This window comes from Celeribacter baekdonensis B30, assembly GCF_000299875.1.
GTDB classification, from domain to species: Bacteria; Pseudomonadota; Alphaproteobacteria; order Rhodobacterales; family Rhodobacteraceae; genus Celeribacter; species Celeribacter baekdonensis_A.
Genome location: NZ_AMRK01000008.1, coordinates 44,866 through 67,179, shown reverse-complemented (window position 1 = coordinate 67,179; position 22,314 = coordinate 44,866). Strand labels below are relative to the sequence as shown.

The following is a 22,314-nucleotide window of genomic DNA, read 5'->3' as shown; positions in this document are numbered from 1 at the left end:
TGCGGCCTACGACCAATGGCCAATTTCGGACAGGGCCTCGCTTTGGTGATCATTGGTCAGGCTTTATCTGCGCGGGTCCAAGAGGGAGCGCGCATCTGGTCATCCATGGGAGGAAAACACATGAACAGGTTTCTATCTGCCGCATCTGCGGCTGTTCTGGCGTTCGGTCTTGCGGGAAGCGCCTGGGCGGGCGTCACCGAAGAGGATCTGCTGAACGACGCCAACACACCGGGCGACATTTTGACCAACGGCATGGGGCGTGATCTGCAACGCTATTCGCCGCTTGAGACGCTCAACAAAGACAACGTGAAAAACCTCGTTCCGGCCTGGGCCTTCAGCCTCGGTGGTGAAAAGCAGCGCGGGCAAGAGACCCAGCCCTTGGTGCATGACGGCATCATGTATGTGACCGGGTCCTATTCGCGCCTTTATGCGATCGACATGACCAACGGCAAAGAAATCTGGCAATATGACGCCCGACTGCCCGAAGGCATTTTGCCCTGCTGTGACGTGATCAACCGTGGCGGTGCGATTTATGGCGACAACATCTATTTCGGCACGTTGGACGCGCGCATCGTGGCGCTGGATCTGAAAACCGGCGATGTGAAATGGAACAAAAAGATCGCCAACTACAAAGAAGGCTATTCCTACACAGCCGCGCCGTTGATCGTGAACGGTCTGGTCATCACCGGTAACTCCGGCGGTGAATTTGGCATCGTCGGCGAAGTACAGGCACGCGATGCGGAAACCGGTGAAATGGTTTGGACGCGTCCGGTGATCGAAGGTCACATGGGCACGCTCAATGGCGAAGAGAGCACCATGACCGGGACGCTGAACGCGACCTGGCCGGGTGATATGTGGAAAACCGGCGGCGGTGCGACCTGGCTTGGCGGCTCTTATGACGCTGACACCAACACATTGGTTTTTGGTACGGGTAACCCGGCGCCGTGGAACTCGCATCTGCGCAACGCGGGCACACCGACCGAGGGCAACAGTGGCGACAACCTGTACGCCGCATCGCGTTTGGGCATTGATCCGGCCACCGGCGAAATCAAATGGCACTTCCAGACCACGCCGCGCGAAGGCTGGGACTTTGACGGGGTGAACGAGGTTGTGGCCTTTACCGACAAAGACGGCAACAAACGGTTCGCCACCGCCGACCGCAACGGTTTCTTCTACGTGTTGAACCGCGAAGACGGCGCGTTTGTGAACGCAACCCCGTTTGTCTCTGACATCACCTGGGCCAAAGGGATTGATGAAACCGGACGTCCGATCTACGTCGAAGAGGCCCGTCCGGGCAACCCACTTGAGGCGGAAAAGGGCGAGATGGTGTTCTCGGTTCCGTCCTTCTTGGGGGGCAAAAACTGGATGCCGATGGCGCACAGCCAAAAGACCGGTCTGTTCTATGTGCCGTCGAACGAATGGGGCATGGACATCTGGAACGAGCCGATTTCCTATAAAAAAGGCGCGGCTTACCTTGGCGCGGGCTTTACCATCAAACCGATCTTTGAAAGCCACATCGGGTCTTTGAAAGCGATCCAGCCGGAAACCGGCGAGATCAAATGGGACTTCCAAAACGAAGCCCCGCTTTGGGGTGGTGTGATGACCACGGCGGGTGGCCTCGTGTTCTTCGGCACGCCTGAAGGGGAATTCATCGCGCTTGACGATGAGACCGGCGAGAAACTTTGGTCGTTCCAAACCGGCTCCGGCATCGTTGGTCAGCCTGTGACCTTTGAAATGGACGGCGAACAATATGTCACCGTTGTCTCCGGCTGGGGTGGTGCGGTTCCGCTTTGGGGCGGTGAAGTGGCCAAAAAGGTCAACTACCTGAACCAAGGTGGCACGGTCTGGACCTTCAAATTGCCGAAACAACTGGCCATGGCGAACTGATCCTATCGCAATAAATCGGTGCTCAGGCACCTCTGGCCCCGCTGCGGTTCTTCCGTGGCGGGGTTTTCTTTGTGCTGATCTGCGTGGGCTTATCTGCCGTTTGGCGGCAGGCCTTTGATCCGTGCCTGATGGGCCAAAAGATCGGTTTGGGTGAGAGGGTGTGTCCGCATGTTTGACGTGTCGAAGGAGGCACCAAAGGCGTCATACTCAAGGTCGATCAAGGCGGGTTGACCTCGGCGGGGACACCACATAGCGCCGCGCAACAGCGCCAAGGACAGTATGACACATCTGAGGGAATAAAGTGGCAGTCCATAGGGGAATCGAACCCCTCTTTCCAGGTTGAAAACCTGGCGTCCTAACCGATAGACGAATGGACCGCGCTTTTGGTAGGCGGCTAATTAGACGGCATGAGAGCGAAGCGCAAGAGGGTTTCGAGACAATTGCGCGATTTTCTTTTGCGACAGAGGACAGGCCAGAAAGATCGGCGGTCACGGGCGGCTTGGGGCGCGCTCTGGCGGAATTTGGCTGAGTAGAATGGGGCTTGACCGAAATCAGTGTCCTGACGCGTGAAACGGGCGAAAATACCCCTAAATTGCGGGCAATCCCGCCTTGAGTGAGTGGAGGATGTGATGCCAAGCCAGATCAAAACGACGACACCCAAAGTCGATGCCCCTCGAAGACCTGCGGCCAAAATCGCTTTGGTTGAGGCGGATGCGACGCGTGACAGCATGGCCACAGTGCCAAGGCTTCCCCACACGCCGCAACGTGACGTAGATCAGGATTTCAGCGTCTACAACGTGATGGACAAGGCGGCCCATGCCGCAATGGCGCGGGTGACCATGGGCATTGCCCCATCCGCATTGGCGGCGGCTTGGGCGGATTGGCTGACCCATCTGGCAACAGCTCCCGGCAAACAATTGGAACTGGTCGAGAAAGCCGGGAAAAAGGCCTCTCGCCAGATGCAATATGCCGGGCGATGCCTGTCGGGGGCTGACGTACAACCCTGTATCGAAAGCCTGCCACAGGACCACCGGTTTCGCGATCCGTCCTGGCAAAAATGGCCGTTCAATATGATGTATCAGTCGTTTTTGCTGCAACAACAATGGTGGCACAACGCGATGACCGATGTGCCGGGCATGACGAAACAGCATGAAAATGTGATGGCGTTTTTGGCGCGTCAGGTGCTCGATATGATGTCGCCGTCAAACTTGCCCCTGACCAACCCCGAAGTCTTGCAGGCGACGCTGGCGCAGGGGGGGATGAACCTTGTGCGTGGGGCGCAAAATTTTGGTGAAGACGTCACGCGCTATGTGACCAAAGAAAAATCGCCCGACCTTGAGGCCTTTCAACTTGGCCGCGATTTGGCGACCCGCCCCGGTCAGGTGGTCTATCGCAACCGCTTGATCGAGCTGATCCAATATGCGCCCACGACGGATCAGGTCCACCCCGAGCCGATCCTGATCGTCCCCGCCTGGATCATGAAATATTACATTTTGGACCTGTCGCCCGAAAATTCGATGGTCAAATTTCTGACCGGGCAGGGGTTTAGCGTGTTCATGATCTCTTGGCTCAACCCGGAGGCCGAGGACCGCGATCTGAGCATGGAGGATTACCGTTCCTTGGGCATCATGGACGCCTTGGACGCCGTTCAGGCGATCACCGGGTCCGATCATGTGCATGGTTTGGGCTATTGTCTTGGCGGTACGCTCTTGGCGATTGCGGCCGCGGCGATGGCGCGCGATGGTGATCCGCGGTTTAAAACGCTGACGTTTTTGGCCGCGCAAACGGATTTCACCGAAGCGGGCGAATTGACCCTGTTCATCAATGACAGTCAGGTCAATTTCCTCGAAGACATGATGTGGGATCAGGGCTATTTGTCGACGGAGCAGATGGGCGGCGCCTTCCGCCTGTTGCGTTCGGCCGATTTGATCTGGTCGCGTAATGTCCATGATTATCTGATGGGCGAGCGGATGAAGATGTTCGATCTTCTGGCGTGGAATGCCGATGGCACGCGGTTGCCCTATACGATGCACGCGCAGTACCTGCGCCAGTTGTTTTTGAACAATGATCTCGCCGAAGGGCGCTATGAGGTGGCGGGCAAACCTGTTGCGATCTCCGACATCCGCGCGCCGATTTTTGCGGTCGGCACCGAGGATGACCATGTGGCCCCGTGGAAATCGGTCTATAAATTCCACCGCTTTGCCGACGCCGATGTGACCTTTGTCCTCACCAATGGCGGGCACAATGCCGGGATCGTCACAGAACCCGGTCATCCGGGCCGCCATTTCCGTATGGCGATCACGGCGTTTGATGCGCCGTTCCGTGATGCGGAGGAATGGCAAGAGGCGGTGCCTGCGCAGGATGGGTCTTGGTGGATCGCCCATGCGCAGTGGCTGAAAGAGCGCTCCGGCCCGCTGGGGGATGTGCCGCCGATGGGGCGTCCCGAGGCGGGCTATGCGCCGATCTGCGCTGCACCGGGGACCTATGTGTTTCAGGCGTGACCTGGAAGGAGAGGGGGCATTTGTCCCCCTCAGGTCTCCGTCTCGCGATCAGGACAGGACAGACAACATAAGACCGACACCGTTCACAGTGCCAGACGTCATTCAGACATATGAGGAGGGGGATAAGTGGCAGTCCATAGGGGAATCGAACCCCTCTTTCCAGGTTGAAAACCTGGCGTCCTAACCGATAGACGAATGGACCGCGCTTGGTGTGAGCGGGTGTTTAGACGGGCAGCCGCGTAGGCGCAAGAGGAATTTTGCGCATTGGCGGCAGAATCTTACAACTTGGTGACAGAGAAGATGCGTCACGCGGGCCTTCACGCCCGCGCCGCGTCCTCAAGGCGCAATTGCACCGATTGCCGCCCGCCCCAAGTGTTGATTTCAAGCCGCCCGGCCAAGTGGAATCGCGCGCCCGCATGCGATTCAAGCGCCGGACCCAGAGGGCCATCATAAGCGCCAAAACAAATCGCCTCCAAACGCGGACCCAGCCCGTCGGAAAAGCTGATTTTCAGATGGCTCTCGCCAATGCGTCGGGCGAAATGGATCGCACAGGACGGAAACGCGAAGCGCGGGGCAGGGGCGGCGGCCCCAAACGGCCCAGCGGCCTCAAGCCGGGTGATCAGGTCAATCGTGGCGGCACCGGGCATCAACATCCCGTCGAGTTTCAAATCCGCCGGCCCGCCGTCGCCCGCCCCCTGTTTGGCAAGCAATTCAGACAGGCGTTCCATCGCGGGTTCCAATGTCTCCCGCATCACGGTCAAACCCGCCGCCATCTTATGCCCGCCGCCTTTGACCAAAAGCCCCTCGGCGGCCAGTTTCTGGATCGACGCGCCCAGATCGACGCCCGAAATAGAGCGGCCAGAGCCTTTGCCCTCATCGCCGTCAAAGCCGATGACAATGGCGGGGCGGTTGGACGATTCTTTCAGGCGGGAGGCAACGATGCCGACCACGCCGGGATGCCAGCCCTCGCCCGCAGCCCAGACCAGCGGACCGTCAAGCCCGCGTGCCTCAGCCTGCGCAATCGCCGCCGCACGCACGGCGTTTTCAATCTCGCGCCGCTCGGTGTTGAGCTGATCCAGCCGTTCGGCCAGCGCTTGAGCTTCATTCGGGTCTTGGGTGGCCAAAAGCCGCGCGCCCAAATCCGCCGCGCCAATCCGGCCGCCGGCGTTGATCCGAGGACCTAACAGAAAACCCAGCGAATAAGAGGTCGGGGCGGTGTCCATCCGGGCCACATCCGCAAGCGCTCGCAACCCGATGCGATGCCGCCCGGCCATGACCTTAAGCCCTTGCCGCACCAGCGCGCGGTTGACACCAATCAGCGGCGCGACATCGGCGACCGTGGCCAGCGCCACAAGATCAAGCGCAGCGATCAGATCGGGGCCTTTTTGTCCCTCGGCACGCATCAAACGGTTGACCTCGACCAGCATCAAAAACACCACGGAGGCGGCACAAAGATGGGCCAGGTCGCCGCTCTCATCTTGGCGGTTCGGGTTCACCACGGCAACACAGTCGGGCAAGGTCTCGCCGCCCAAATGGTGATCCAAAACAATCACATCCGCGTCGATAGCTGCTGCAATCGGACCATGAGAAAGCGTACCGCAATCGACGCACACAATCAGATCGTGGTCCTGTGCCAGCGCCGCCATCGCGGGCTCATTCGGGCCATAGCCCTCATCAATCCGGTCGGGAATGTAAAGCGTCGCCTGATGCCCCATGTCGCGCAACCACGTCAGCAACAGCGCCGCAGAGGTGCCGCCATCGACGTCATAATCGGCAAACACCGCGATGCGTTGGCGGGATTTCAACGCTGCCAAAAACCGCGCGGCGGCTTTGCCCATGTCTTTCAATGTCAGTGGATCGGGCAGCAAGTCCTTGAGCTTCGGGTCCAAAAACCGCTCCGCCTCCTCGGCCGACACGCCCCGGCGCGCCAATGTCTGGCACAGGGCAACGGGCAGGCCGGTGTGCTGGGCCAAGGCCTCCGCCTGACGCATCAGATCATCGGTGGGACCGACCCAGCGGCGGGCGGTCAAGGAGGTTGTGACGTCCAGAAAATCGCTCATCCGCTCTATATGGCGCTTTTGCGCAGGTAGAGCAACGGGGCCTTATGTGGCGATGCCGAGCGCATTGGGGATGATGGGCCTTATGCTCGTTCGGGTTTGCAACCGAGGCATGTATTTGCCTTTGGTGAGGGGGCGAGACAGTGTATCAGACATCACTAAGGTGTTTTCGAGGGAAGTCACCTAAGGCGCGCAGAGGGGAGTTCGGGTATGCCGGACCAATTGGATCACGTTTGGAATAGGCTGACACGCTTTGTTGCTCCGATGTCTGTCATGGTCGCTGTTGCTTGGGCTCTGCCCTGCGCCAGCCTGGCAAAACCGGGGTGGCAAATGTTGCCGAGCGACGGCGCGGTCGACTACCAGTTGGGAGGTGCCTATCCCCCGGAGGATCGCGTGAGCGTGGTTGTGCGTGACAGCACGGCGGAGCCAAGCGCCGGGCGTTATAATATCTGCTACGTGAACGTTTTTCAGACCCAGCCCGGTAGGTTGCAGTGGTGGCTTTCCCATCATCCGAATGCGCTCTTGCGCGATGACGATGGCAATCTTGTTGCCGATCCGGGGTGGCCGGATGAATATGTGCTTGATACCCGAACCGAAGCGACGCGCGCGCAGATCGCGGACGCGGCGCGGGGCACGATAGAGCTATGTGCGGCCAAAGGCTTTGATGCCGTGGAATTCGACAATTTGGACAGTTGGACGCGGTTCGAAACGCTCACCGTCGATGGCAATATCGCCTTGGCAACGACGCTTGTGGATGTGGCGCATGGGCTTGGTCTGGCGGCAGGGCAAAAGAACGCGCCGGATCTGGGCGCGCGTGGGCCGGGAGCGGGCTTTGATTTTGTCATTAGCGAAGAATGTGCGGCCTGGGGCGAATGTGGGGTCTACCGCGACCACTATGGGGCCAATCACATTGATGTGGAATATGACGGGGCATTGGGCAAAGCAGGGTCCTTCGCGGCGCTGTGCAAGCTGCCGGATCAGCCCACTCTGACGGTCCTGCGCGACCACAACCTCGTGGGGCCGGGGCAAGCCGGATATGTTTTCGAGCTTTGTTCTGCAGGATAGAAGGCAAGTCCCGCGGGACAGGCCGGTGGCAGGGGCTCCGATCGGGGCGCGCGACGGCCCCAGCGATGAGCAGCCCGTTTCACATAATGATACAGGTTGGCCTGGACGAACAACAGTCCGCCGATCTGTGTCAGCAGGTGGGGGAGGCCGTGTGCGTAGCTTGGCCCATGAAAATCTGACCCGTGAAAAACTGACCCATGAAAATCCGTCTGTCACATGAAAAGGACGCCAACAGTGCTGTTGACGTCCCCTCGTGCTGATCTTGGCGCGTCTTAAATTTGATGCGCGTTCGAGATCGGGTTGCGGTAGGTCATGTGGCGCACGGAGCCGGTTTTGGACCGCATCAGGATGGTTTCCGTGGTCAAATAGCCCGGCTCGCGTTTGATGCCCGACACGATGGAGCCATCGGTCACGCCGGTGGCGGCAAAGATCACATCGCCGGTGACCAATTCGTCGCGCGAATAGATTTTGTCGAAATCGGTGATGCCGGCTTTGGTGGCGCGGCCGCGTTCGTCATCGTTGCGGAACAAAAGCTGGCCCCACATCTGACCGCCCATGCATTTCAACGCAGAGGCCGCCAAAACGCCCTCGGGTGCGCCGCCGGATCCCATATACATGTCGATGCCGGTTTTGGCCTCGGCACAGTGAATGACACCGGCCACATCGCCATCGGTGATCAGGCGGATCGACGCGCCGGTGGCGCGCAATTCGGCGATCAGGTCTTCGTGGCGGGGACGTTCAAGCACACAGAGGTTGATCTGGTTCGGACGCACGCCTTTGGCCTTGGCCAGTGCTTCGACGCGTTCGGTCGGGGACATGGCGAGGCTGACCACGTCTTTGGCGTAACCCGGCCCAATGGCCAGTTTGTCCATGTAGACATCCGGCGCGTGCAACAAGGTGCCGCGCGGTGCCATGGCGATCACGGTGAGCGCGTTCGGCATGTCTTTGGCGGTCAATGTGGTGCCTTCGAGCGGGTCCAACGCGATGTCCACAGCGGGACCTTCGCCGGTGCCAACCTCTTCGCCGATGTAGAGCATCGGTGCTTCGTCGCGCTCGCCTTCACCGATCACAACAACGCCTTTGATGTCGAGGGAGTTGAGCTGTTCGCGCATGGCGTTCACGGCGGCTTGGTCTGCGGCTTTTTCGTCACCATTGCCGACGAAATCGGCGGAGGCGAGGGCGGCCTGTTCGGCGACGCGGGCGAGACCGAGCGACAGCATGCGGTCATAAAAAGCGATGGGTTTTGACATGGGATGGTCCTTTTTCGACGGACGGATTGGATGGTCTCCCCCTCATGACCATATGTTCATCGGCGGGGCAAGGCGGGCGGGCATCTGTGTGCGCTAACAGGGCGTTGTTTGCGCTAACTTATTGGCAGGACGTAACAAAATTACGTCAACTTGCCGCAATCCGCCACCCAGATAGGCAGTCACCGCGCTGACGTGGCAGGTCTGACGGCAGGGCGCGCCATGCCCCGTGCCATCAGTAAAAAACCGATCATTGCCGCATTCAGGACATGCCACATGAAATGTGTCCCCGTGGGCCATGAGGTGCAAAGCGCCATATCAAAGGTACGGAATGCCATAGAGGCAAGAAAGGTCACGGCGGCGGCCAAGACCCAAGGGGCCTGCGGCAGGCGCAACCAGGCGCAACCGCCATGACGCCGCGGCAAAGATCAGCAAAGCGATCAGCGCAGGGGCATATTGACCCGTGCCATTGAGCGGATCGGCGGCATTCGCGTCGGTGGTTTCACCTGTGGCCATGAGAAACAATACGGTGAGGGTGACGCTTGAAATCAATATGGCAGCAATCACTTTGTAGCGCCGGGATGTGCCGCGTTCCGTGGTCAGGGCCGCATAGACATACAGCCCGACAAAGCTCCAGATCGGCACGGTGTCGGCCCATTCGGACCAACGATTGGCGAAGGTGTGAAACAAAAACGAGCCCAGACCAATCAGCGCGCAGAGGCCAGTCAACACCGTATTCATCCCTGAGATCGGCCCACGCGCCCGCATGACCCGCCAGATCAGAAGGGCGACGAGGGGAAAGGCGGCGTTGGATAAGGCGTTGAGCGGCTCGGACCAAAAGGACGCATCGAGCCGCTCGCAGTAAATATCGACAGGGTTGTTCAAGACCTGCCAGATCGCCATGGATCAGACCGTTTCAATACGGATCGCGACCGGTTCAGAGGCTAAAACGCCAGTTTGCGACATGCCGTCCAGCGCCACGTCCAAGGATTTGCGCGACGTGGCGTCGGTGACGATCAACACGGGCGCGACCTCAGGATTGGCCTCCTGGCCATATTGGCGCATCCGGTCGATGGAGACACCCGCATCGCCCAAAGCGGCGGCGATTTTGGCCAAGGCACCGGGTTTGTCGAGCAAGGACATGCGCAAGTAATAGGGTGCAGGGGTTGCGGCGACGGCGGGGGTGGATTTTTCCAACACATCGGCAGGGACGCCAAAGGTCGGGATGCGTACACCGCGCGCAATGTCGATCACGTCGGACATCACGGCAGAGGCGGTGGGACCCATGCCCGCGCCCGCGCCGCGCAGCACGATCTGACCGACCTCATCGCCCTCAAGCACCACCATGTTGGTGGCGTTTTCCAACTGACCCAAAGGCGAGGTGGCGGGGACAAGGCATGGCGTCATGCGCTGTTCAAGGCCACGTCCGGTCATCTGGGCCACGCCCAAAAGTTTTATGCGAAAGCCCATGTCGGCGGCGTGGTGAATGTCTTCGATGGTGATGCGTTCGATGCCCTCAAGCACCATATTTTCAAAATCGACCTGGGTGCCAAAGCCGATTGCGGCCAGCAAGGCCAGCTTGTGCCCGGCGTCAATGCCGCCCACGTCAAGCGTCGGATCGGCTTCGAGATAACCAAGCGCCTTGGCGGCGGCGAAGACCTCGTCATAGGACAGGCCTTCGTTTTCCATCCGCGTCAGGATGTAATTGCAGGTGCCGTTCATCACGCCGACGATGCGTTCAATGCGGTTGCCCGCAAGGCCTTCGGTCAAGGCTTTGATCACTGGAATGCCGCCCGCGACCGCCGCCTCAAAGCGCAGCACCGCACCCTTGGCTTCGGCGCGCAGGGCAAGATCTTGGCCGTAGAGCGCCAGCATGGCTTTGTTGGCGGTGACCACGTCTTTGCCAGCGGACAAGGCGGCCTCGGTTGCGGCCTTGGCGGGGCCATCGGAGCCGCCCATCAATTCGACAAACACATCCACATCATCGCGCAGGGCAAGGGCGACCGGATCGTCTTCCCAAGCGTAATGGGACATGTCGATGCCGCGATCCTTGTCGCGCGAACGGGCGCAGACGGCGGTGACAACGATGGGGCGGCCGGTGCGTTGGGCCAAAAGATTGGCTTTGCGCTGGATGATTTTGATCACGCCAACGCCAACGGTGCCGAGACCCGCAATCCCGAGGCGCAAGGGGGCGGTTTCAGAAGGGGTTTTCGGCATTGGAGGCTCCGCATCACTAAAGAATATGTGCGCTCTGATAGCGGTGAATGAGCTGAGGTGCAACTGTGATGGCGGTCACCGCGCCATGGGCTTTGCGGAATGGCCGAGCAGGTGCCGACACACCGCGTAGGGCCGTTAAGAGGGGGCGCCTGCGCGGGCGAGAGCGGCCATCAGGCGGGCGCGTTCGGCCTGTGTCAGGACCGGGGTCTTTGACAAGGTACGCCCCCGCGCCGCCAGGGCCGCGGCCCTTCCCGCCAACGCCATGGCGGCCTCTGTGCCAGCCTCGTCCAAGGGAGGGGCGGCACTGATCATCTGCGAACTCAGCAGGTTTGGCCAAGGCTGGGTCGTATCGACGGGGGCCACACGGCCCGACAGGTCTGGACGATCGGCGCAGCCAGAGAGGCCCGCAAGCGCCGCCGTGAGTGGCAAGGTCAGATAAAAACAGCGAAAGGGGCGATGGCGCAACATGATCGGCAGGGTCCGTCCGCAAGAAAAGCTGGGTTTGCTTTACGCGTTGCGACGCGTCGGAACAAGATGGCTTTGCGTTCTGCGGCTTTTGCGCTAAAGCCTTTTGCAATGAACCTGAGGCACAGGTGAATGGCAACAGGCCCATGGCATCGCCAAGGCATCGCAAGATTGTACAGCGTTTGACAGCGCGATTCTGGCGCGACTCTGGTGATGAAACTGCGTCCCAAAGCCCGATAACGCCCCAAATAACGCCCCAACAGGAGCATCCCAAATGTCCGATTTCACCCTCACACCTTCACCCGCCCGACGCGCCAGCGCCGCAATGATGCTGGCCGCATTGGGGGCCTTGCTTGTCTGGATCGCGACGCGGCCCGAGGCGGTTGGGATGGGGTGGATCGCCTTGCTTTTGGCAATGGCTGTGCTGGCCTTTGGCTTTGCCTGGCTGGTGTGGCGGGCGACCGCGCGCGGGTTGGTTTTGACCGAAGAGGCTTTGACCGAAGAGGGAGGGCGGGTTTTGTGCCGGTTGGACGATATTTCCGCCGTCGAGCGCGGCACCTTTGCGTTCAAGCCCTCGAACGGTTTCATGATCCGATTGAAAACCGGACAGGACCGGCCCAAATACCCGCGCGCTTGGGTGCCGGGTCTGTGGTGGCGTTTGGGGCATCGGATCGGTGTCGGGGGTGTGACACCGGCGGGACAGGGCAAAGCGATGGCCGATGTGATTGCGGCACGTCTTTCAGGCGCTGGCCGCATCGAATGATCGACCGTGCCATGTGCTCGCCCTCCCCGTGTAAAATGCGGGGAAGGCCTTTGAACGATCAGTCACTAAGCGTCAGTAATCAGTAATATCTGTTATATCTGCGACCGCCGCTGCCTTGATCCATGTTGGGATCGTCCGTGGTGTCCGTATTCGAGGACCCGGAGGAGGCAGACCCGTCATCAAACAAAACCTGTGTCGCAAATCGGGGTTTGGTTGTGACGGTGTCGGCAAAGGCCAGTTCCGCGAGCCCCACGTCAAACAGTGGCGACCAGGTGCGGACGGTTTCGACCAAAAGCACTTCTTCGCCATTGGCCAAAAGCGGCAAACGGTTTTCGACATCGGACAGGCTGTTTGTGGTCAACGGCGAGAAATCCCCCACGGCATAGGACCACACGAGACTGTAAGAGCCATTGCCATTGCTATCGAGCGAAAACTTGACCTCGGAGACGCGCATGTCGATGTCGCCGGAGTTGTTGAGGAAGCGATAGAGATCTGCGGTCCCGTTGAGAAAGGCCGGGGTGACCGGGTCGGTTTGCCGCGAGAGATAATCGGAGATCGTATAATTGGCTTTGTTGGCCTCGGATTTGGCCTGAAACGCAGTAAAGAACGTATAACAAAACACCAAAGAGAACATGATCAACGGCGCCATGATGACGGCTTCGACGGACCATGTGCCTTGGTCATCGCGCTGGTAGCGACGGGCAAGAGACAGCAAAGGGGCGCGCAGAGAGGTCATGAGCATTCCGATCAGGTGTTGGGTTCGTTGACAAAGCCTGCGGTGGATACCATCGCATAGCCAGAGCCCGGAGTGCCTTCCAAAGCGGCCCCAAGCCAAGTGGTCGGGAAAATCGGATCGACAATCACGCAAGCGCGCACGAGCATCAGTTCATTCTCGCCCCCATCGGTAAAGGTGGTGGCGGGGGTGATGTTCTGGTTCCGGTCAATGCAATCCGCGATATTGGCGGGGCGCACGAAATTGTTTGCATCCACGGGTTCGAGGGCGATGTGCAGGTTTTCTTCGCAATTGCGCACATAGCGGGCATAGGTGCAGACGGCGGTTTTCAGCGTGGGCAACGTGACATTGGAGGCGGTGCCCAGGCGCACATCGCGCACGGCCAGATCAAGGCCACGGTCCAGCATGGAGGCGGAGACCGTATAATAGCCAATCTCATAGCTGCCCATCATCATGAACGCGAACACCGGAAACACGATGACAAATTCGATTGTCGAACTGCCAGCCTCGCCGCGACGATAGCGGCGCGACAGGTATCTTAGGACGGAGAGAACATTCATTCGACCAACCTCAGTTCTGTCACTTTCGTGGCGATGGCGGCAAAAGCGTCCGAGATTTCCAGACCATCCACATCATAGTAATGAGCCGGAGAGGAGGCGCAGGAGATCAGCACTTGTTCGGCGTCGTTTGGGGCTTCAAACCCGATGGTAAAGATCAGAACGCCGTTGTTTTTGGCGGCCGTGCAAATATCGTTCAGGCGTTCGTTTTTGGTTGTGCCGCTCACGCCTGTGCGGGTGGCGCCGGTCCAGAAGTAATAGTCATTGGAGCTGCCGGAGCCATAATAGCGGGCATAGGCATGGCTTTCGACCGTGAAGCGCTGCCACACTTCGGGCCAGGTCAGGCGCGTGGCGTTTGAGCCGCCATAGACCGAGCTGTAGTAATTGCGGCTTTGCGGTTCATACCATTTGGTTTCGTTCCAGCAGGAAAAATAGCTGCATGTTCTTTTGCTGACCGGGAAAGAGACCCTACCGTCTGGTGCAAGATAGATATCCGAATTGCCGGAGCGGTAATTGGAGGGCATGTAATACTGGGTGGTGTTCACACCATCGGTCATCACCACCAACACCTTGAGGGTCGATGCAGAGGCCACAGCCGGGCGGCCCGCCATGGCGGAGGACACTTCTCCCGACGCGATGAGGGCACCGGTCAGCGGGGCTGCGGATGTGTCAAGCAACGCCGCGCCCCATTTCACACCGACATCAATCGACGTGTTGCCGTCGGCGCGCAGGTTGGAGATTTTGCTCTGAACCTCGGATAGCGAATTCGAGAACGGCAAAATCCGATTGTAGCTATGCGGATCGCAGACCTCCAGAATGGTGCCTTGGTTGAAGTCATTGTAATACCACGGGTCAAACGCCAGTGTTTGTTGGTAATATTTCGCCCCGGCATAGTCTTTGGGTTCGATGTTCGTGGTTTCAAAATCGCTTGAGGTGAAGTTCAGGCAATAGGAATTGCTATGCGCATCTGTGACGTTGAATTCCGACAGAATGGTCGGTCCCGCGTTCACCTGCGTGGAATAGGGCACCACCGACATGGAGACGGCATCCGGCGCGGAATTGTCGAAAATGGTTTGGGCAAATTCCTGTCCCGCAATGGACAGGTTGCCAATCCGGTTCGAGCTGTTCATTGAATTCGACACGTCAAGCACAAGCGAGATTTCGAGATTGGCCAAGCCTTGTTCTGCGGCGCCATGGCTTGCCAACGTCAAAGTGTCGACGGCGGCGAATTTCATGAAATAGGTCGGAATGTCTGCGGACACGGTTGCGGTCACACGGCGGCCTTGGCCGGACACTTCGGTTTTGACGTTTGTCAGATATTGCGACAGGCCGGCCTTGGCGAAATAGTCTTCGACCACGACTGTGGGGTCAAAGCTGTTTTCAAGGTTGGCGGCGGCCAGCACAGCACGATCAAGCGTGTTTTGCAGTTCGGTCCGCAGAGTTTCATGGCGTATGATATCGACGCCAATCCCGGCCAGAATCATCACGATGACAAAGGTGAACAGGCCGAACACAGCCAATGACCCCTGTTCCTCTTTGGCATAGAGGGCAGGGTGGGGCAAAGGCAGATGTGAGAGCAGGCTCTCGCGAAGTCCCTTACGCCGCAGCGAAGAAAGGACTTTTTTGCCACGCAGCTCCTGTGCGGCGTCATTTTGCGCCAAGCCAAGAGCCTGTTGTGTGTTCACCAAGTCTACGACGATTTCATCGCCGCGAAAAATACCTAACATGACACCATCTTTTCATCAAAGCGGTGCCCCCATTTCCCAGTTTGATAGCGAAAGGCCGGAATTTTCCGTGCTTTGTTCACTCCCTATCCAGAGCATGTTGATCCGCCATTGACTTGAAGTAAATAGAGGAATGCTTTGCCCTGATAAGGTCATAAATGCGGGATCTCAAAGCGCTTTGGGGGGAGATTTCCGAGGATGATGGAAGGGGGTGGTCAAGATTTCGCCACAATCTGCCTTGGAAGCGCCATATTTGGCACCGTGTTTTGCCACAAAGTGATTCATCGTTGTTAAGGTGGAGTTAAGTTTGTGCGGACCTTTCGGCGGGGCAATGGGTCTTTTGGCCGCCGGGAAAGGTGAAAGTCAGAGCGCAGGCCCGAGGGTGAGCTGCTGACATATCCCCTTGATGCGCGGCCCCTCTGGACCTTGGCCGCAGGACGGAGGATACTGCCGCCCATGTCATTGCCACCCGGATTCTTGGATGAACTGCGCACCCGCCTGTCACTGACCGATGTGGTCGGGCGAAAAGTCATGTGGGATGCGCGCAAATCCAACGCCGGAAAAGGTGATATGTGGGCGCCATGTCCGTTTCACGCCGAAAAATCCGCGTCGTTTCACGTCGATGACAAACAAGGATTTTACTACTGTTTCGGCTGCCACGCCAAAGGCGACGCGATCACGTTTGTGCGCGAGACGGAAAACGTGTCTTTCATCGAGGCGGTTGAAATTTTGGCGCGCGAAGCCGGAATGCCAATGCCTGAACGCGACCCGAGGGCGCAAGAGCAGACCGACAAGCGCAGCGCCTTGGCCGAGGTCAATGAGGCGGCGAACCGGTTCTTCCGGCTGCAGTTGCAACAATCGGGCGGGGCGGAGGCGCGGGCCTATCTCGACAAGCGCGGTATGAAACCCGAGACCCGTGATCGCTTTGAGATCGGTTTTGCTCCCAACGGCAACGCGCTTTTGCGCGCGCTCAAAGATCAGGGCATTTCCGCCGAGCTGGCGATTGAGGCCGGGGTTGCCGCCAAGCCTGACGACGGCCGCGAGCCGTATGATTTCTTTCGCGACCGGATCGTGTTTCCAATCCGCGATGGCCGGGGGCGGCTGATTTCCTTTGGGGGTCGCGCGATGGACCCGAATGCGCGGGCAAAATACCTCAATGGCCCGGAGCGGTTGCTGTTTGATAAGGGGGCGGCGCTTTACAACAACGGTCCGGCGCGCGCCGCCTGTGGCAAGGGGCAGACCTTGGTCGTCTCCGAAGGCTACATGGATGTGATCGCGCTTTCGGAAGCCGGGTTTGAGGCCACGGTTGCGCCACTGGGCACGGCGATCACCGAGCGGCAATTGCAATTGATGTGGCGGATGTCGCCGGAGCCGGTGATCGCGCTGGATGGCGACACAGCCGGGCTGCGTGCCGCCTACCGGGTGATTGATCTGGCGATGCCGCTGCTTCAGGCCGGGCAATCGCTGCGCTTTGCAATCCTGCCCGAGGGCCAGGACCCCGACGATTTGATCAAGACCAAAGGCGCGGGCGCGATGCAAGAGGTGTTGGACGCGGCGGTGCCGATGGTCACGCTGTTGTGGCGGCGTGAAACCGAGGGCAAAGTGTTCGACAGCCCGGAACGGCGCGCCACGTTGGACAAGGCGCTGCGCGATGCGATTAGGCCGATCACCGATGCTTCGATCAAAGGCCATTACGGCGAAATCCTGAAAGAAATGCGCTTTCAACTGTTCCGGCCACAAAGGTCGGGCAATGGTGGGGCGCGTGGCGGGGGCGGCAACGGCGCGCCAAGGCGCGCTTGGGTGCCGGGATCGGGCGGGCAGGGCCGCTATCAGGTTGCCGCAGTCCCCACCGCAGGGCTGAAGGCCTCGATGATCGTCTCGGGCGATGACAACAACGCCGATTTGATGCGCGAAGCGGTGGTTTTGGCCGTGTTGATCTGCAATCCAGGTCTGGCTTTGCAGTTCTTGCCGCAATTGGAAGGGCTTCATACCCGCACCGAGGAGCACGGCGCGTTGCTCCACGCCATCCTGACCCATGCCGAGGAGACAGACGCAGCGGCTTTGCGGCAAAATGTGATCGCCATGATTGGGCAAGAGGCCCTTGATCGGGTGATGTCGCATCCCCATGTTCAAATCGCACCGCCCGTGCGCCGTCCCGATGCGGACACGGCGCAGATGTGCCTGACCGAAGAATTGACCAAGCTCAAAGCCAGGCGCGGCTATCGCGCCGAGTTGGACGAAGGCGTCGAGGCGCTTTTGGCGGCGGATGATGAAAAATTGACCTGGCGGTTGCGACAGGCCGCCGAGGCGCGCAATCGGGCGACCAAGGCGGAGGCAGAGGACCGCACCGAGTTTGATGTGGCTGACAACGGATTGGCCTTGTCGCGCAGTGAACGCGAGGCGTTTCATGCGCTTTTGTCCAAGATCAATCCGCAAAAGTGAGCGCGTTGAGGCGTTCATAGATGTGTGAGAGGTGAATTGAGGCAACTGTGCACTATCTGTTGCGCGAGAGGGTGGCGGCGTTCGGTGGCCTCTGGTGCAGGAATGGTTAAGGAAATATGGGTATTCGGGTAGCGAATCGGCGAATCGCATGACATGATTCGTTTCATCCGAAGATCAGCCCTTGGGACAGGGGTGATTCGCGGGTCAACCACAGGGGGCGTCGGGCCTATCCGATGCGTCTGATGGGGCCCAACAGTGACGTGAAGGGGAGTGCCGTATGGCCGCTAAGGACAACGACGACGCCAAGACCGAAGATCAAGATCAGGATGGCATGCTGGATGTAAGCCAGACCTCGGTCAAAAAGATGATCTCTGAGGCTCGTGAAAAGGGCTACATCACCTACGACCAGCTCAACAAAGTGTTGCCGCCGGAACAGGTGAGTTCTGAGCAGATCGAAGATGTGATGTCGATGCTCTCAGAGATGGGCATCAATATTATTGAAGATGAAGAGGTCGAGGACGAGGACGCAGGCGACGCCAAGGGCGGTGCCTTGGTTCAGGCCACGGGCTCGCGCGATGTCGCGATGGCGGCGTCCGAGACCGAGAAACTGGATCGCACCGACGACCCCGTGCGGATGTATCTGCGCGAAATGGGCTCTGTCGAATTGCTGTCGCGCGAAGGCGAGATCGCGATTGCCAAGCGCATCGAGGCCGGTCGCAACACGATGATCCTGGGGCTATGCGAAAGCCCGCTGACCTTTCAGGCGATCACCATCTGGCACGACGAACTTTTGTCCGAAGACATTCTTTTGCGCGATGTGATCGACCTTGAGGCCACGTTTGGCACGGGCGTGGATGGCGATGACGAAGAAAGCGTTGTCGGCGGTCTGGCCACGAGCAGCCCTTCCTCTGAGGATGAGACCAAAGAGAAGGCGCAAGAATACGACGCCGACGGCAATCCGATCTCCACGGATGATGATGACGACGAGGACGACGACGAACAGGCCAACATGTCATTGGCGGCGATGGAAGCGGCGTTGAAGCCGCAGGTGCTTGAAACCCTCGCGCGCATTTCCGAAGACTTCGCCAACCTGTCCGAGATGCAGGATCAGCGGATGTCGGCCACATTGAACGAGGACAACAGCTTCTCCGACAATGAGGAAGCGATCTATCAGAAACTGCGCTCCGAGATTGTGGTTTTGGTGAACTCGCTTCACCTGCACAACAACCGGATCGAAGCGCTGATTGACCAGCTTTACGGCATCAACAAACGCGTCATGTCGATCGACTCCAACATGGTGAAACTCGCCGATCAGGCGCGGATCAACCGCAAAGAGTTCATCGACGAATATCGCGGCTATGAGTTGGACCCGTCTTGGTTGGATCGCATGGCCGAAAAAGGCGGGCGCGGCTGGCAGATGTTTGTCGAACGCCACACGCCGAAAGTCGAAGAGCTGCGCTCTGAAATGGCCATGGTGGGTCAGTACGTTGGTGTGGATATTTCTGAGTTCCGCCGCATCGTGCAACAGGTGCAAAAGGGCGAAAAAGAGGCCCGTCAGGCCAAGAAGGAAATGGTCGAGGCCAACCTGCGTCTGGTGATTTCCATCGCCAAGAAATACACCAACCGCGGGTTGCAGTTCCTTGATCTCATTCAGGAAGGCAACATTGGCCTGATGAAAGCCGTCGACAAATTCGAATATCGTCGCGGCTATAAATTCTCCACCTATGCGACCTGGTGGATCCGTCAGGCGATCACCCGCTCGATCGCGGATCAGGCCCGCACCATCCGTATCCCTGTGCACATGATCGAAACGATCAACAAACTCGTGCGCACCGGGCGTCAGATGTTGCACGAAATCGGCCGCGAACCGACGCCTGAGGAATTGGCAGAAAAGCTGCAAATGCCTTTGGAAAAAGTCCGCAAAGTGATGAAAATCGCCAAAGAGCCAATCTCTTTGGAAACCCCGATTGGCGACGAAGAAGACAGCCAACTTGGCGATTTCATCGAGGACAAAAACGCGATCCTGCCACTGGACGCGGCGATTCAGGAAAACCTGAAAGAGACCACCACCCGCGTGCTGGCCTCGCTCACCCCGCGCGAAGAACGCGTCCTGCGGATGCGCTTTGGCATCGGGATGAACACGGATCACACGTTGGAAGAAGTCGGCCAACAGTTCAGCGTGACCCGCGAACGCATCCGTCAGATCGAAGCGAAAGCTCTGCGGAAGCTGAAACACCCAAGCCGGTCGCGCAAACTGCGGTCGTTCTTGGATCAGTAAAGTTAGAGGCGCCTCCCGAAAGGGGGGCGGTTCACTTTGGCGAGGTTGAATGGTTAAGAAAGAACAAGAATTTATATTGAAGCAGTATGAAATGATGTCTCAGGAAGTTCTTGAGATACACTCACGCACTGACAGACTTGAGCAATTTTTTGTTGCTGTAATTGGTGCGATTTACGCTTTTGCTTTTCAAAAAGTTACAGGTCTCAATGATCTGATATTTTTTGTTCCGACAATCATTTCATTCTTTGTGTTGGTGCGCCTTGAATTGTTGAGTAAGGTTCGCTCGATATTGCGAGTCAAACTGATTGAATTTGAAAGAGAATTGGGAGCCGAAAATGCTGATGGAGGACAATATCAACATAGCCAAAAGCACTTCTATGGAACAAGTGACGCAAAATTCCGAGAGGCGTTTGCTTGGGAGAAATTATTTCTCGGAAAAGTCTCCGATCGCGCCTTACTATGGAAAGTGAGCTTCTGGGCGACAGGATTGGCTGCATTAGTTGCTAACTGGTCTACTATCCAATCTTTGGTAGATACGCTTTGTTCATCTGGGCGTTAAATGCCTGCGATCCTTCTGCTATTCGCCAGCCCCCGGTCAGGCGAAGCGCGGCTTGCACTCCCCGTCGCCGCCCGTCAAACTGCCTCTCAAACTGGAGGCCCGCATGTCCCTTTTCTCGAAACTCTTCGGTGGCGCGTCAAAGCCCGCCGCCACGTCGCAATCCACCGCAAAGCCCGAGCTTTACGGCAATGACTACCGCATCTTCTCGGAGCCGATGAAGGCCGAGAGCGGCTATCGCATTGCGGCACGGATCGAAAAGGATTTTGGCGGCGAGACCCGCGCCCATATGATGATCCGCGCCGATACGATGAGTGACATCGACGATGCGCGGCGGGAAAGCCTGCGCAAGGCGCAAATCTTTATCGACCAGATGGGCGACGCGATTTTTGACGACTCCCGGATGTGACCCCGACCGCGGACGGTCAGGGTCGTGAGGCGCAGGATCAGAGCGCGGCTTTGATCGTTTCCGCAATCGGTTCGGTCGGGCGACCGATCAGCTTTGAGAGCGTTTTGCTGTCGTCAAACAACGCGCCCTCAGCCGCCTTTGCGTCCGAATCCGCCAAGATCGCGGCAAACCCTGCGGGCAGGCCCGCGCCGACGAGCGCTTCGGTGAATGCCGCCTCTGGCATGTCGGTATAGGTGACTGCTTTGCCGGACAGCTCAGAGACAAGCGCGGCATAGTCTGCCAGCGTGTAGCCCTCATCGCCGGCAAGCTCCAACACCTCCCCATCATGGCCCCCGGCCAAGACAACAGCCGCCGCATCTGCGTAATCCTGACGCGTGGCGGTGGCGAGTTTACCCGCGCCAGCCGCCCCAAAATGTTGTCCTAATTCAAGGTCTTGGTCCAGAGTCATGGTGATGTTTTCGGAATACCAGCCATTGCGCAACAGCGTGTGGGCAATGCCCGAGGCAGCCAACATATCTTCGGTGGCTTTGTGCTCTTCGGCCAGCGCCATGGCGCTGTCTTGGGCATTCAGGATCGAGGTGTAAGCGATGAAGGACACGCCCGCCGCCTTGGCCGCTGCGATGACATTGCCATGCTGCGCGGCGCGTTGACCAATTTCGGAAGAGGAGATCAAAAGCAGGCGATCCACCCCGGCAAAGGCCGCCTCGAGCTTGGCTTTGTCGGTGTAGTCGCCAAAGCGGGTGGCGATGCCTTTGGCGGCATAGTCTTCTGCGGCTTTCTCCGAGCGCACCAAGGCGATGATGTCGCTTTTGGCAACGCGGGCGTCGATGACGCGTTGACCCAATTGGCCGGAGGCGCCGGTGACGAGATAGGTTGTCATGTGTCTTCCCTTTCAGTGCGGAAATGAGTATAGGTCTCACCTAGAGACTTATGTCGGACGTGAAAAGGAGGCACTTTTTCAGTCCCAGGGCACACAGAGGGAACCACATCAGATGCGTGACAGCGCCCAAAGCCGGATAGAGCAATGGAAAGCCGACGGGTTTGACCCGAAAAACTGCCCGGTGCGGCAGGTGTTGGATCATCTGGCGGCCAAATGGACGACACTGATTTTGCTGGAACTGGAGAATGGTGCACAGCGGTTCAATGCGCTGGGGCGGGCCTTGCCGGATATTTCCAAACGGATGCTGACGCAAAGCCTGCGCGATCTCGAACGTGACGGGCTGGTGCGTCGTGAGGTGTTCGACACCAAACCGCCGAGCGTCGCCTATAGCCTGACCGATCTTGGCCGCTCTTTCCTGATGCCGCTGCATGCGATGATAGATTGGGCAGGGCACAACATGCCTGATATTGCGGCGGCGCGGGATCGTTTCACGGCGTCCGAGGGGTAAAATCTAGTTATCCACAAAAAGCTGT

General features: G+C 58.6%; 19 protein-coding genes and 2 tRNA genes. 9 read left to right on the top strand and 12 right to left on the bottom strand.

The window, feature by feature from the left end; translation table 11 throughout:
• Positions 1-120 precede the first annotated feature (120 nt).
• Complete coding sequence (locus B30_RS14060) at positions 121-1,887, top strand: PQQ-dependent methanol/ethanol family dehydrogenase (RefSeq protein ID WP_009572776.1); 1,767 nt, start codon at positions 121-123, stop codon at positions 1,885-1,887.
• An 89-nt stretch (positions 1,888-1,976) separates the two neighbouring features.
• Here the strand turns inward: B30_RS14060 and B30_RS22670 are convergent, their stop codons facing one another.
• Together B30_RS22670 and B30_RS14050 are read right to left on the bottom strand one after the other, a co-directional pair.
• Positions 1,977-2,108, bottom strand: a complete 132-nt coding sequence (locus tag B30_RS22670) for a hypothetical protein (protein ID WP_269771048.1) — start codon at positions 2,106-2,108, stop codon at positions 1,977-1,979.
• An 81-nt stretch (positions 2,109-2,189) separates the two neighbouring features.
• Positions 2,190-2,264 (bottom strand) — tRNA-Glu (locus B30_RS14050).
• Positions 2,265-2,516: 252 nt separating this feature from the next.
• Between B30_RS14050 and B30_RS14045 the strand changes: the two genes are divergently transcribed.
• Complete coding sequence (locus B30_RS14045; RefSeq protein WP_009572775.1) at positions 2,517-4,388, top strand: PHA/PHB synthase family protein; 1,872 nt, start codon at positions 2,517-2,519, stop codon at positions 4,386-4,388.
• Between the two features lie 127 nt (positions 4,389-4,515).
• Here the strand turns inward: B30_RS14045 and B30_RS14040 are convergent.
• Together B30_RS14040 and recJ are read right to left on the bottom strand one after the other, a co-directional pair.
• A tRNA-Glu gene (locus B30_RS14040) sits at positions 4,516-4,590 on the bottom strand.
• Between the two features lie 115 nt (positions 4,591-4,705).
• Positions 4,706-6,448, bottom strand: a complete 1,743-nt coding sequence (recJ, locus tag B30_RS14035) for a single-stranded-DNA-specific exonuclease RecJ (RefSeq protein WP_009572774.1) — start codon at positions 6,446-6,448, stop codon at positions 4,706-4,708.
• 207 nt (positions 6,449-6,655) lie between these two features.
• On the opposite strand from recJ, the gene B30_RS14030 reads away from it, so the two are divergent.
• Positions 6,656-7,510, top strand: coding sequence for an endo alpha-1,4 polygalactosaminidase (locus B30_RS14030; RefSeq protein WP_009572773.1), 855 nt, complete (start codon positions 6,656-6,658; stop codon positions 7,508-7,510).
• Between the two features lie 272 nt (positions 7,511-7,782).
• On the opposite strand, the gene glpX is transcribed toward B30_RS14030, so the two are convergent.
• The 4 genes from glpX to B30_RS14010 all read right to left on the bottom strand — a co-directional run bounded on the left by glpX (position 7,783) and on the right by B30_RS14010 (position 11,442).
• On the bottom strand, positions 7,783-8,760 hold the full coding sequence (gene glpX / locus B30_RS14025) for a class II fructose-bisphosphatase (RefSeq protein WP_009572772.1): 978 nt from the start codon (positions 8,758-8,760) through the stop codon (positions 7,783-7,785).
• A gap of 315 nt (positions 8,761-9,075) precedes the next feature.
• Entirely contained in the window at positions 9,076-9,660 is a 585-nt protein-coding gene (locus B30_RS14020) for a ceramidase domain-containing protein (RefSeq protein WP_009572771.1), read from the bottom strand.
• Between the two features lie 3 nt (positions 9,661-9,663).
• Positions 9,664-10,974, bottom strand: a complete 1,311-nt coding sequence (locus B30_RS14015) for a homoserine dehydrogenase (protein ID WP_009572770.1) — start codon at positions 10,972-10,974, stop codon at positions 9,664-9,666.
• Positions 10,975-11,109: 135 nt separating this feature from the next.
• A complete protein-coding gene (locus tag B30_RS14010; RefSeq protein ID WP_009572769.1) occupies positions 11,110-11,442 on the bottom strand; it encodes a hypothetical protein in 333 nt (110 codons plus the stop codon).
• Between the two features lie 271 nt (positions 11,443-11,713).
• Here B30_RS14010 and B30_RS14005 point away from each other — a divergent pair, with 271 nt between their 5' ends.
• Positions 11,714-12,202 (top strand): hypothetical protein, encoded by a 489-nt coding sequence (locus tag B30_RS14005; RefSeq protein WP_009572768.1) that lies wholly within the window; start codon positions 11,714-11,716, stop codon positions 12,200-12,202.
• A 79-nt stretch (positions 12,203-12,281) separates the two neighbouring features.
• Here the strand turns inward: B30_RS14005 and B30_RS14000 are convergent, their stop codons facing one another.
• From B30_RS14000 to B30_RS13990, 3 genes are read right to left on the bottom strand one after another with little or no spacing between them, the layout of a single operon-like run.
• Positions 12,282-12,938 carry a TadE/TadG family type IV pilus assembly protein gene (locus tag B30_RS14000; RefSeq protein WP_157789818.1) on the bottom strand — a complete coding sequence of 219 codons (657 nt, stop codon included), beginning with the start codon at positions 12,936-12,938 and terminating at the stop codon, positions 12,282-12,284.
• Between the two features lie 11 nt (positions 12,939-12,949).
• Positions 12,950-13,495, bottom strand: a complete 546-nt coding sequence (locus tag B30_RS13995; RefSeq protein ID WP_009572766.1) for a TadE/TadG family type IV pilus assembly protein — start codon at positions 13,493-13,495, stop codon at positions 12,950-12,952.
• Positions 13,492-15,219 (bottom strand): Tad domain-containing protein, encoded by a 1,728-nt coding sequence (locus B30_RS13990; protein ID WP_009572765.1) that lies wholly within the window; start codon positions 15,217-15,219, stop codon positions 13,492-13,494. Before B30_RS13990 ends, B30_RS13995 begins: the two co-directional genes overlap by 4 nt.
• A gap of 453 nt (positions 15,220-15,672) precedes the next feature.
• Between B30_RS13990 and dnaG the strand changes: the two genes are divergently transcribed.
• From dnaG to B30_RS13970, 4 genes are all read left to right on the top strand, one after another.
• Positions 15,673-17,658 (top strand): DNA primase, encoded by a 1,986-nt coding sequence (gene dnaG, locus B30_RS13985; protein ID WP_009572764.1) that lies wholly within the window; start codon positions 15,673-15,675, stop codon positions 17,656-17,658.
• A gap of 277 nt (positions 17,659-17,935) precedes the next feature.
• Positions 17,936-19,936: an RNA polymerase sigma factor RpoD gene (gene rpoD / locus B30_RS13980; RefSeq protein WP_009572763.1), complete on the top strand. Its 2,001-nt coding sequence runs from the start codon at positions 17,936-17,938 to the stop codon at positions 19,934-19,936.
• A gap of 49 nt (positions 19,937-19,985) precedes the next feature.
• Complete coding sequence (locus tag B30_RS13975) at positions 19,986-20,495, top strand: hypothetical protein (protein ID WP_009572762.1); 510 nt, start codon at positions 19,986-19,988, stop codon at positions 20,493-20,495.
• Between the two features lie 103 nt (positions 20,496-20,598).
• Positions 20,599-20,901 carry an HlyU family transcriptional regulator gene (locus tag B30_RS13970; RefSeq protein WP_009572761.1) on the top strand — a complete coding sequence of 101 codons (303 nt, stop codon included), beginning with the start codon at positions 20,599-20,601 and terminating at the stop codon, positions 20,899-20,901.
• 37 nt (positions 20,902-20,938) lie between these two features.
• Here B30_RS13970 and B30_RS13965 read toward each other — a convergent pair whose 3' ends face one another.
• The gene (locus tag B30_RS13965; protein ID WP_009572760.1) at positions 20,939-21,781 is read right to left on the bottom strand and encodes an SDR family oxidoreductase; all 843 of its coding nucleotides are present in this window, start codon (positions 21,779-21,781) and stop codon (positions 20,939-20,941) included.
• A 112-nt stretch (positions 21,782-21,893) separates the two neighbouring features.
• Between B30_RS13965 and B30_RS13960 the strand changes: the two genes are divergently transcribed.
• On the top strand, positions 21,894-22,289 hold the full coding sequence (locus tag B30_RS13960; RefSeq protein ID WP_009572759.1) for a winged helix-turn-helix transcriptional regulator: 396 nt from the start codon (positions 21,894-21,896) through the stop codon (positions 22,287-22,289).
• Positions 22,290-22,314: the final 25 nt, after the last annotated feature.

Bases quoted from the DNA above. Each gene is read 5' to 3' on its own strand.
- B30_RS14060 (WP_009572776.1), top strand. From the start codon at position 121: ATGAACAGGTTTCTATCTGCCGCATCTGCGGCTGTTCTGGCGTTCGGT.
- B30_RS14045 (WP_009572775.1), top strand. From the start codon at position 2,517: ATGCCAAGCCAGATCAAAACGACGACACCCAAAGTCGATGCCCCTCGA.
- recJ (WP_009572774.1), bottom strand. From the start codon at position 6,448: ATGAGCGATTTTCTGGACGTCACAACCTCCTTGACCGCCCGCCGCTGG.
- B30_RS14030 (WP_009572773.1), top strand. From the start codon at position 6,656: ATGCCGGACCAATTGGATCACGTTTGGAATAGGCTGACACGCTTTGTT.
- glpX (WP_009572772.1), bottom strand. From the start codon at position 8,760: ATGTCAAAACCCATCGCTTTTTATGACCGCATGCTGTCGCTCGGTCTC.
- B30_RS14020 (WP_009572771.1), bottom strand. From the start codon at position 9,660: ATGGCGATCTGGCAGGTCTTGAACAACCCTGTCGATATTTACTGCGAG.
- B30_RS14015 (WP_009572770.1), bottom strand. From the start codon at position 10,974: ATGCCGAAAACCCCTTCTGAAACCGCCCCCTTGCGCCTCGGGATTGCG.
- B30_RS14010 (WP_009572769.1), bottom strand. From the start codon at position 11,442: ATGTTGCGCCATCGCCCCTTTCGCTGTTTTTATCTGACCTTGCCACTC.
- B30_RS14005 (WP_009572768.1), top strand. From the start codon at position 11,714: ATGTCCGATTTCACCCTCACACCTTCACCCGCCCGACGCGCCAGCGCC.
- B30_RS14000 (WP_157789818.1), bottom strand. From the start codon at position 12,938: ATGACCTCTCTGCGCGCCCCTTTGCTGTCTCTTGCCCGTCGCTACCAG.
- B30_RS13995 (WP_009572766.1), bottom strand. From the start codon at position 13,495: ATGAATGTTCTCTCCGTCCTAAGATACCTGTCGCGCCGCTATCGTCGC.
- B30_RS13990 (WP_009572765.1), bottom strand. From the start codon at position 15,219: ATGTTAGGTATTTTTCGCGGCGATGAAATCGTCGTAGACTTGGTGAAC.
- dnaG (WP_009572764.1), top strand. From the start codon at position 15,673: ATGTCATTGCCACCCGGATTCTTGGATGAACTGCGCACCCGCCTGTCA.
- rpoD (WP_009572763.1), top strand. From the start codon at position 17,936: ATGGCCGCTAAGGACAACGACGACGCCAAGACCGAAGATCAAGATCAG.
- B30_RS13975 (WP_009572762.1), top strand. From the start codon at position 19,986: ATGGTTAAGAAAGAACAAGAATTTATATTGAAGCAGTATGAAATGATG.
- B30_RS13970 (WP_009572761.1), top strand. From the start codon at position 20,599: ATGTCCCTTTTCTCGAAACTCTTCGGTGGCGCGTCAAAGCCCGCCGCC.
- B30_RS13965 (WP_009572760.1), bottom strand. From the start codon at position 21,781: ATGACAACCTATCTCGTCACCGGCGCCTCCGGCCAATTGGGTCAACGC.
- B30_RS13960 (WP_009572759.1), top strand. From the start codon at position 21,894: ATGCGTGACAGCGCCCAAAGCCGGATAGAGCAATGGAAAGCCGACGGG.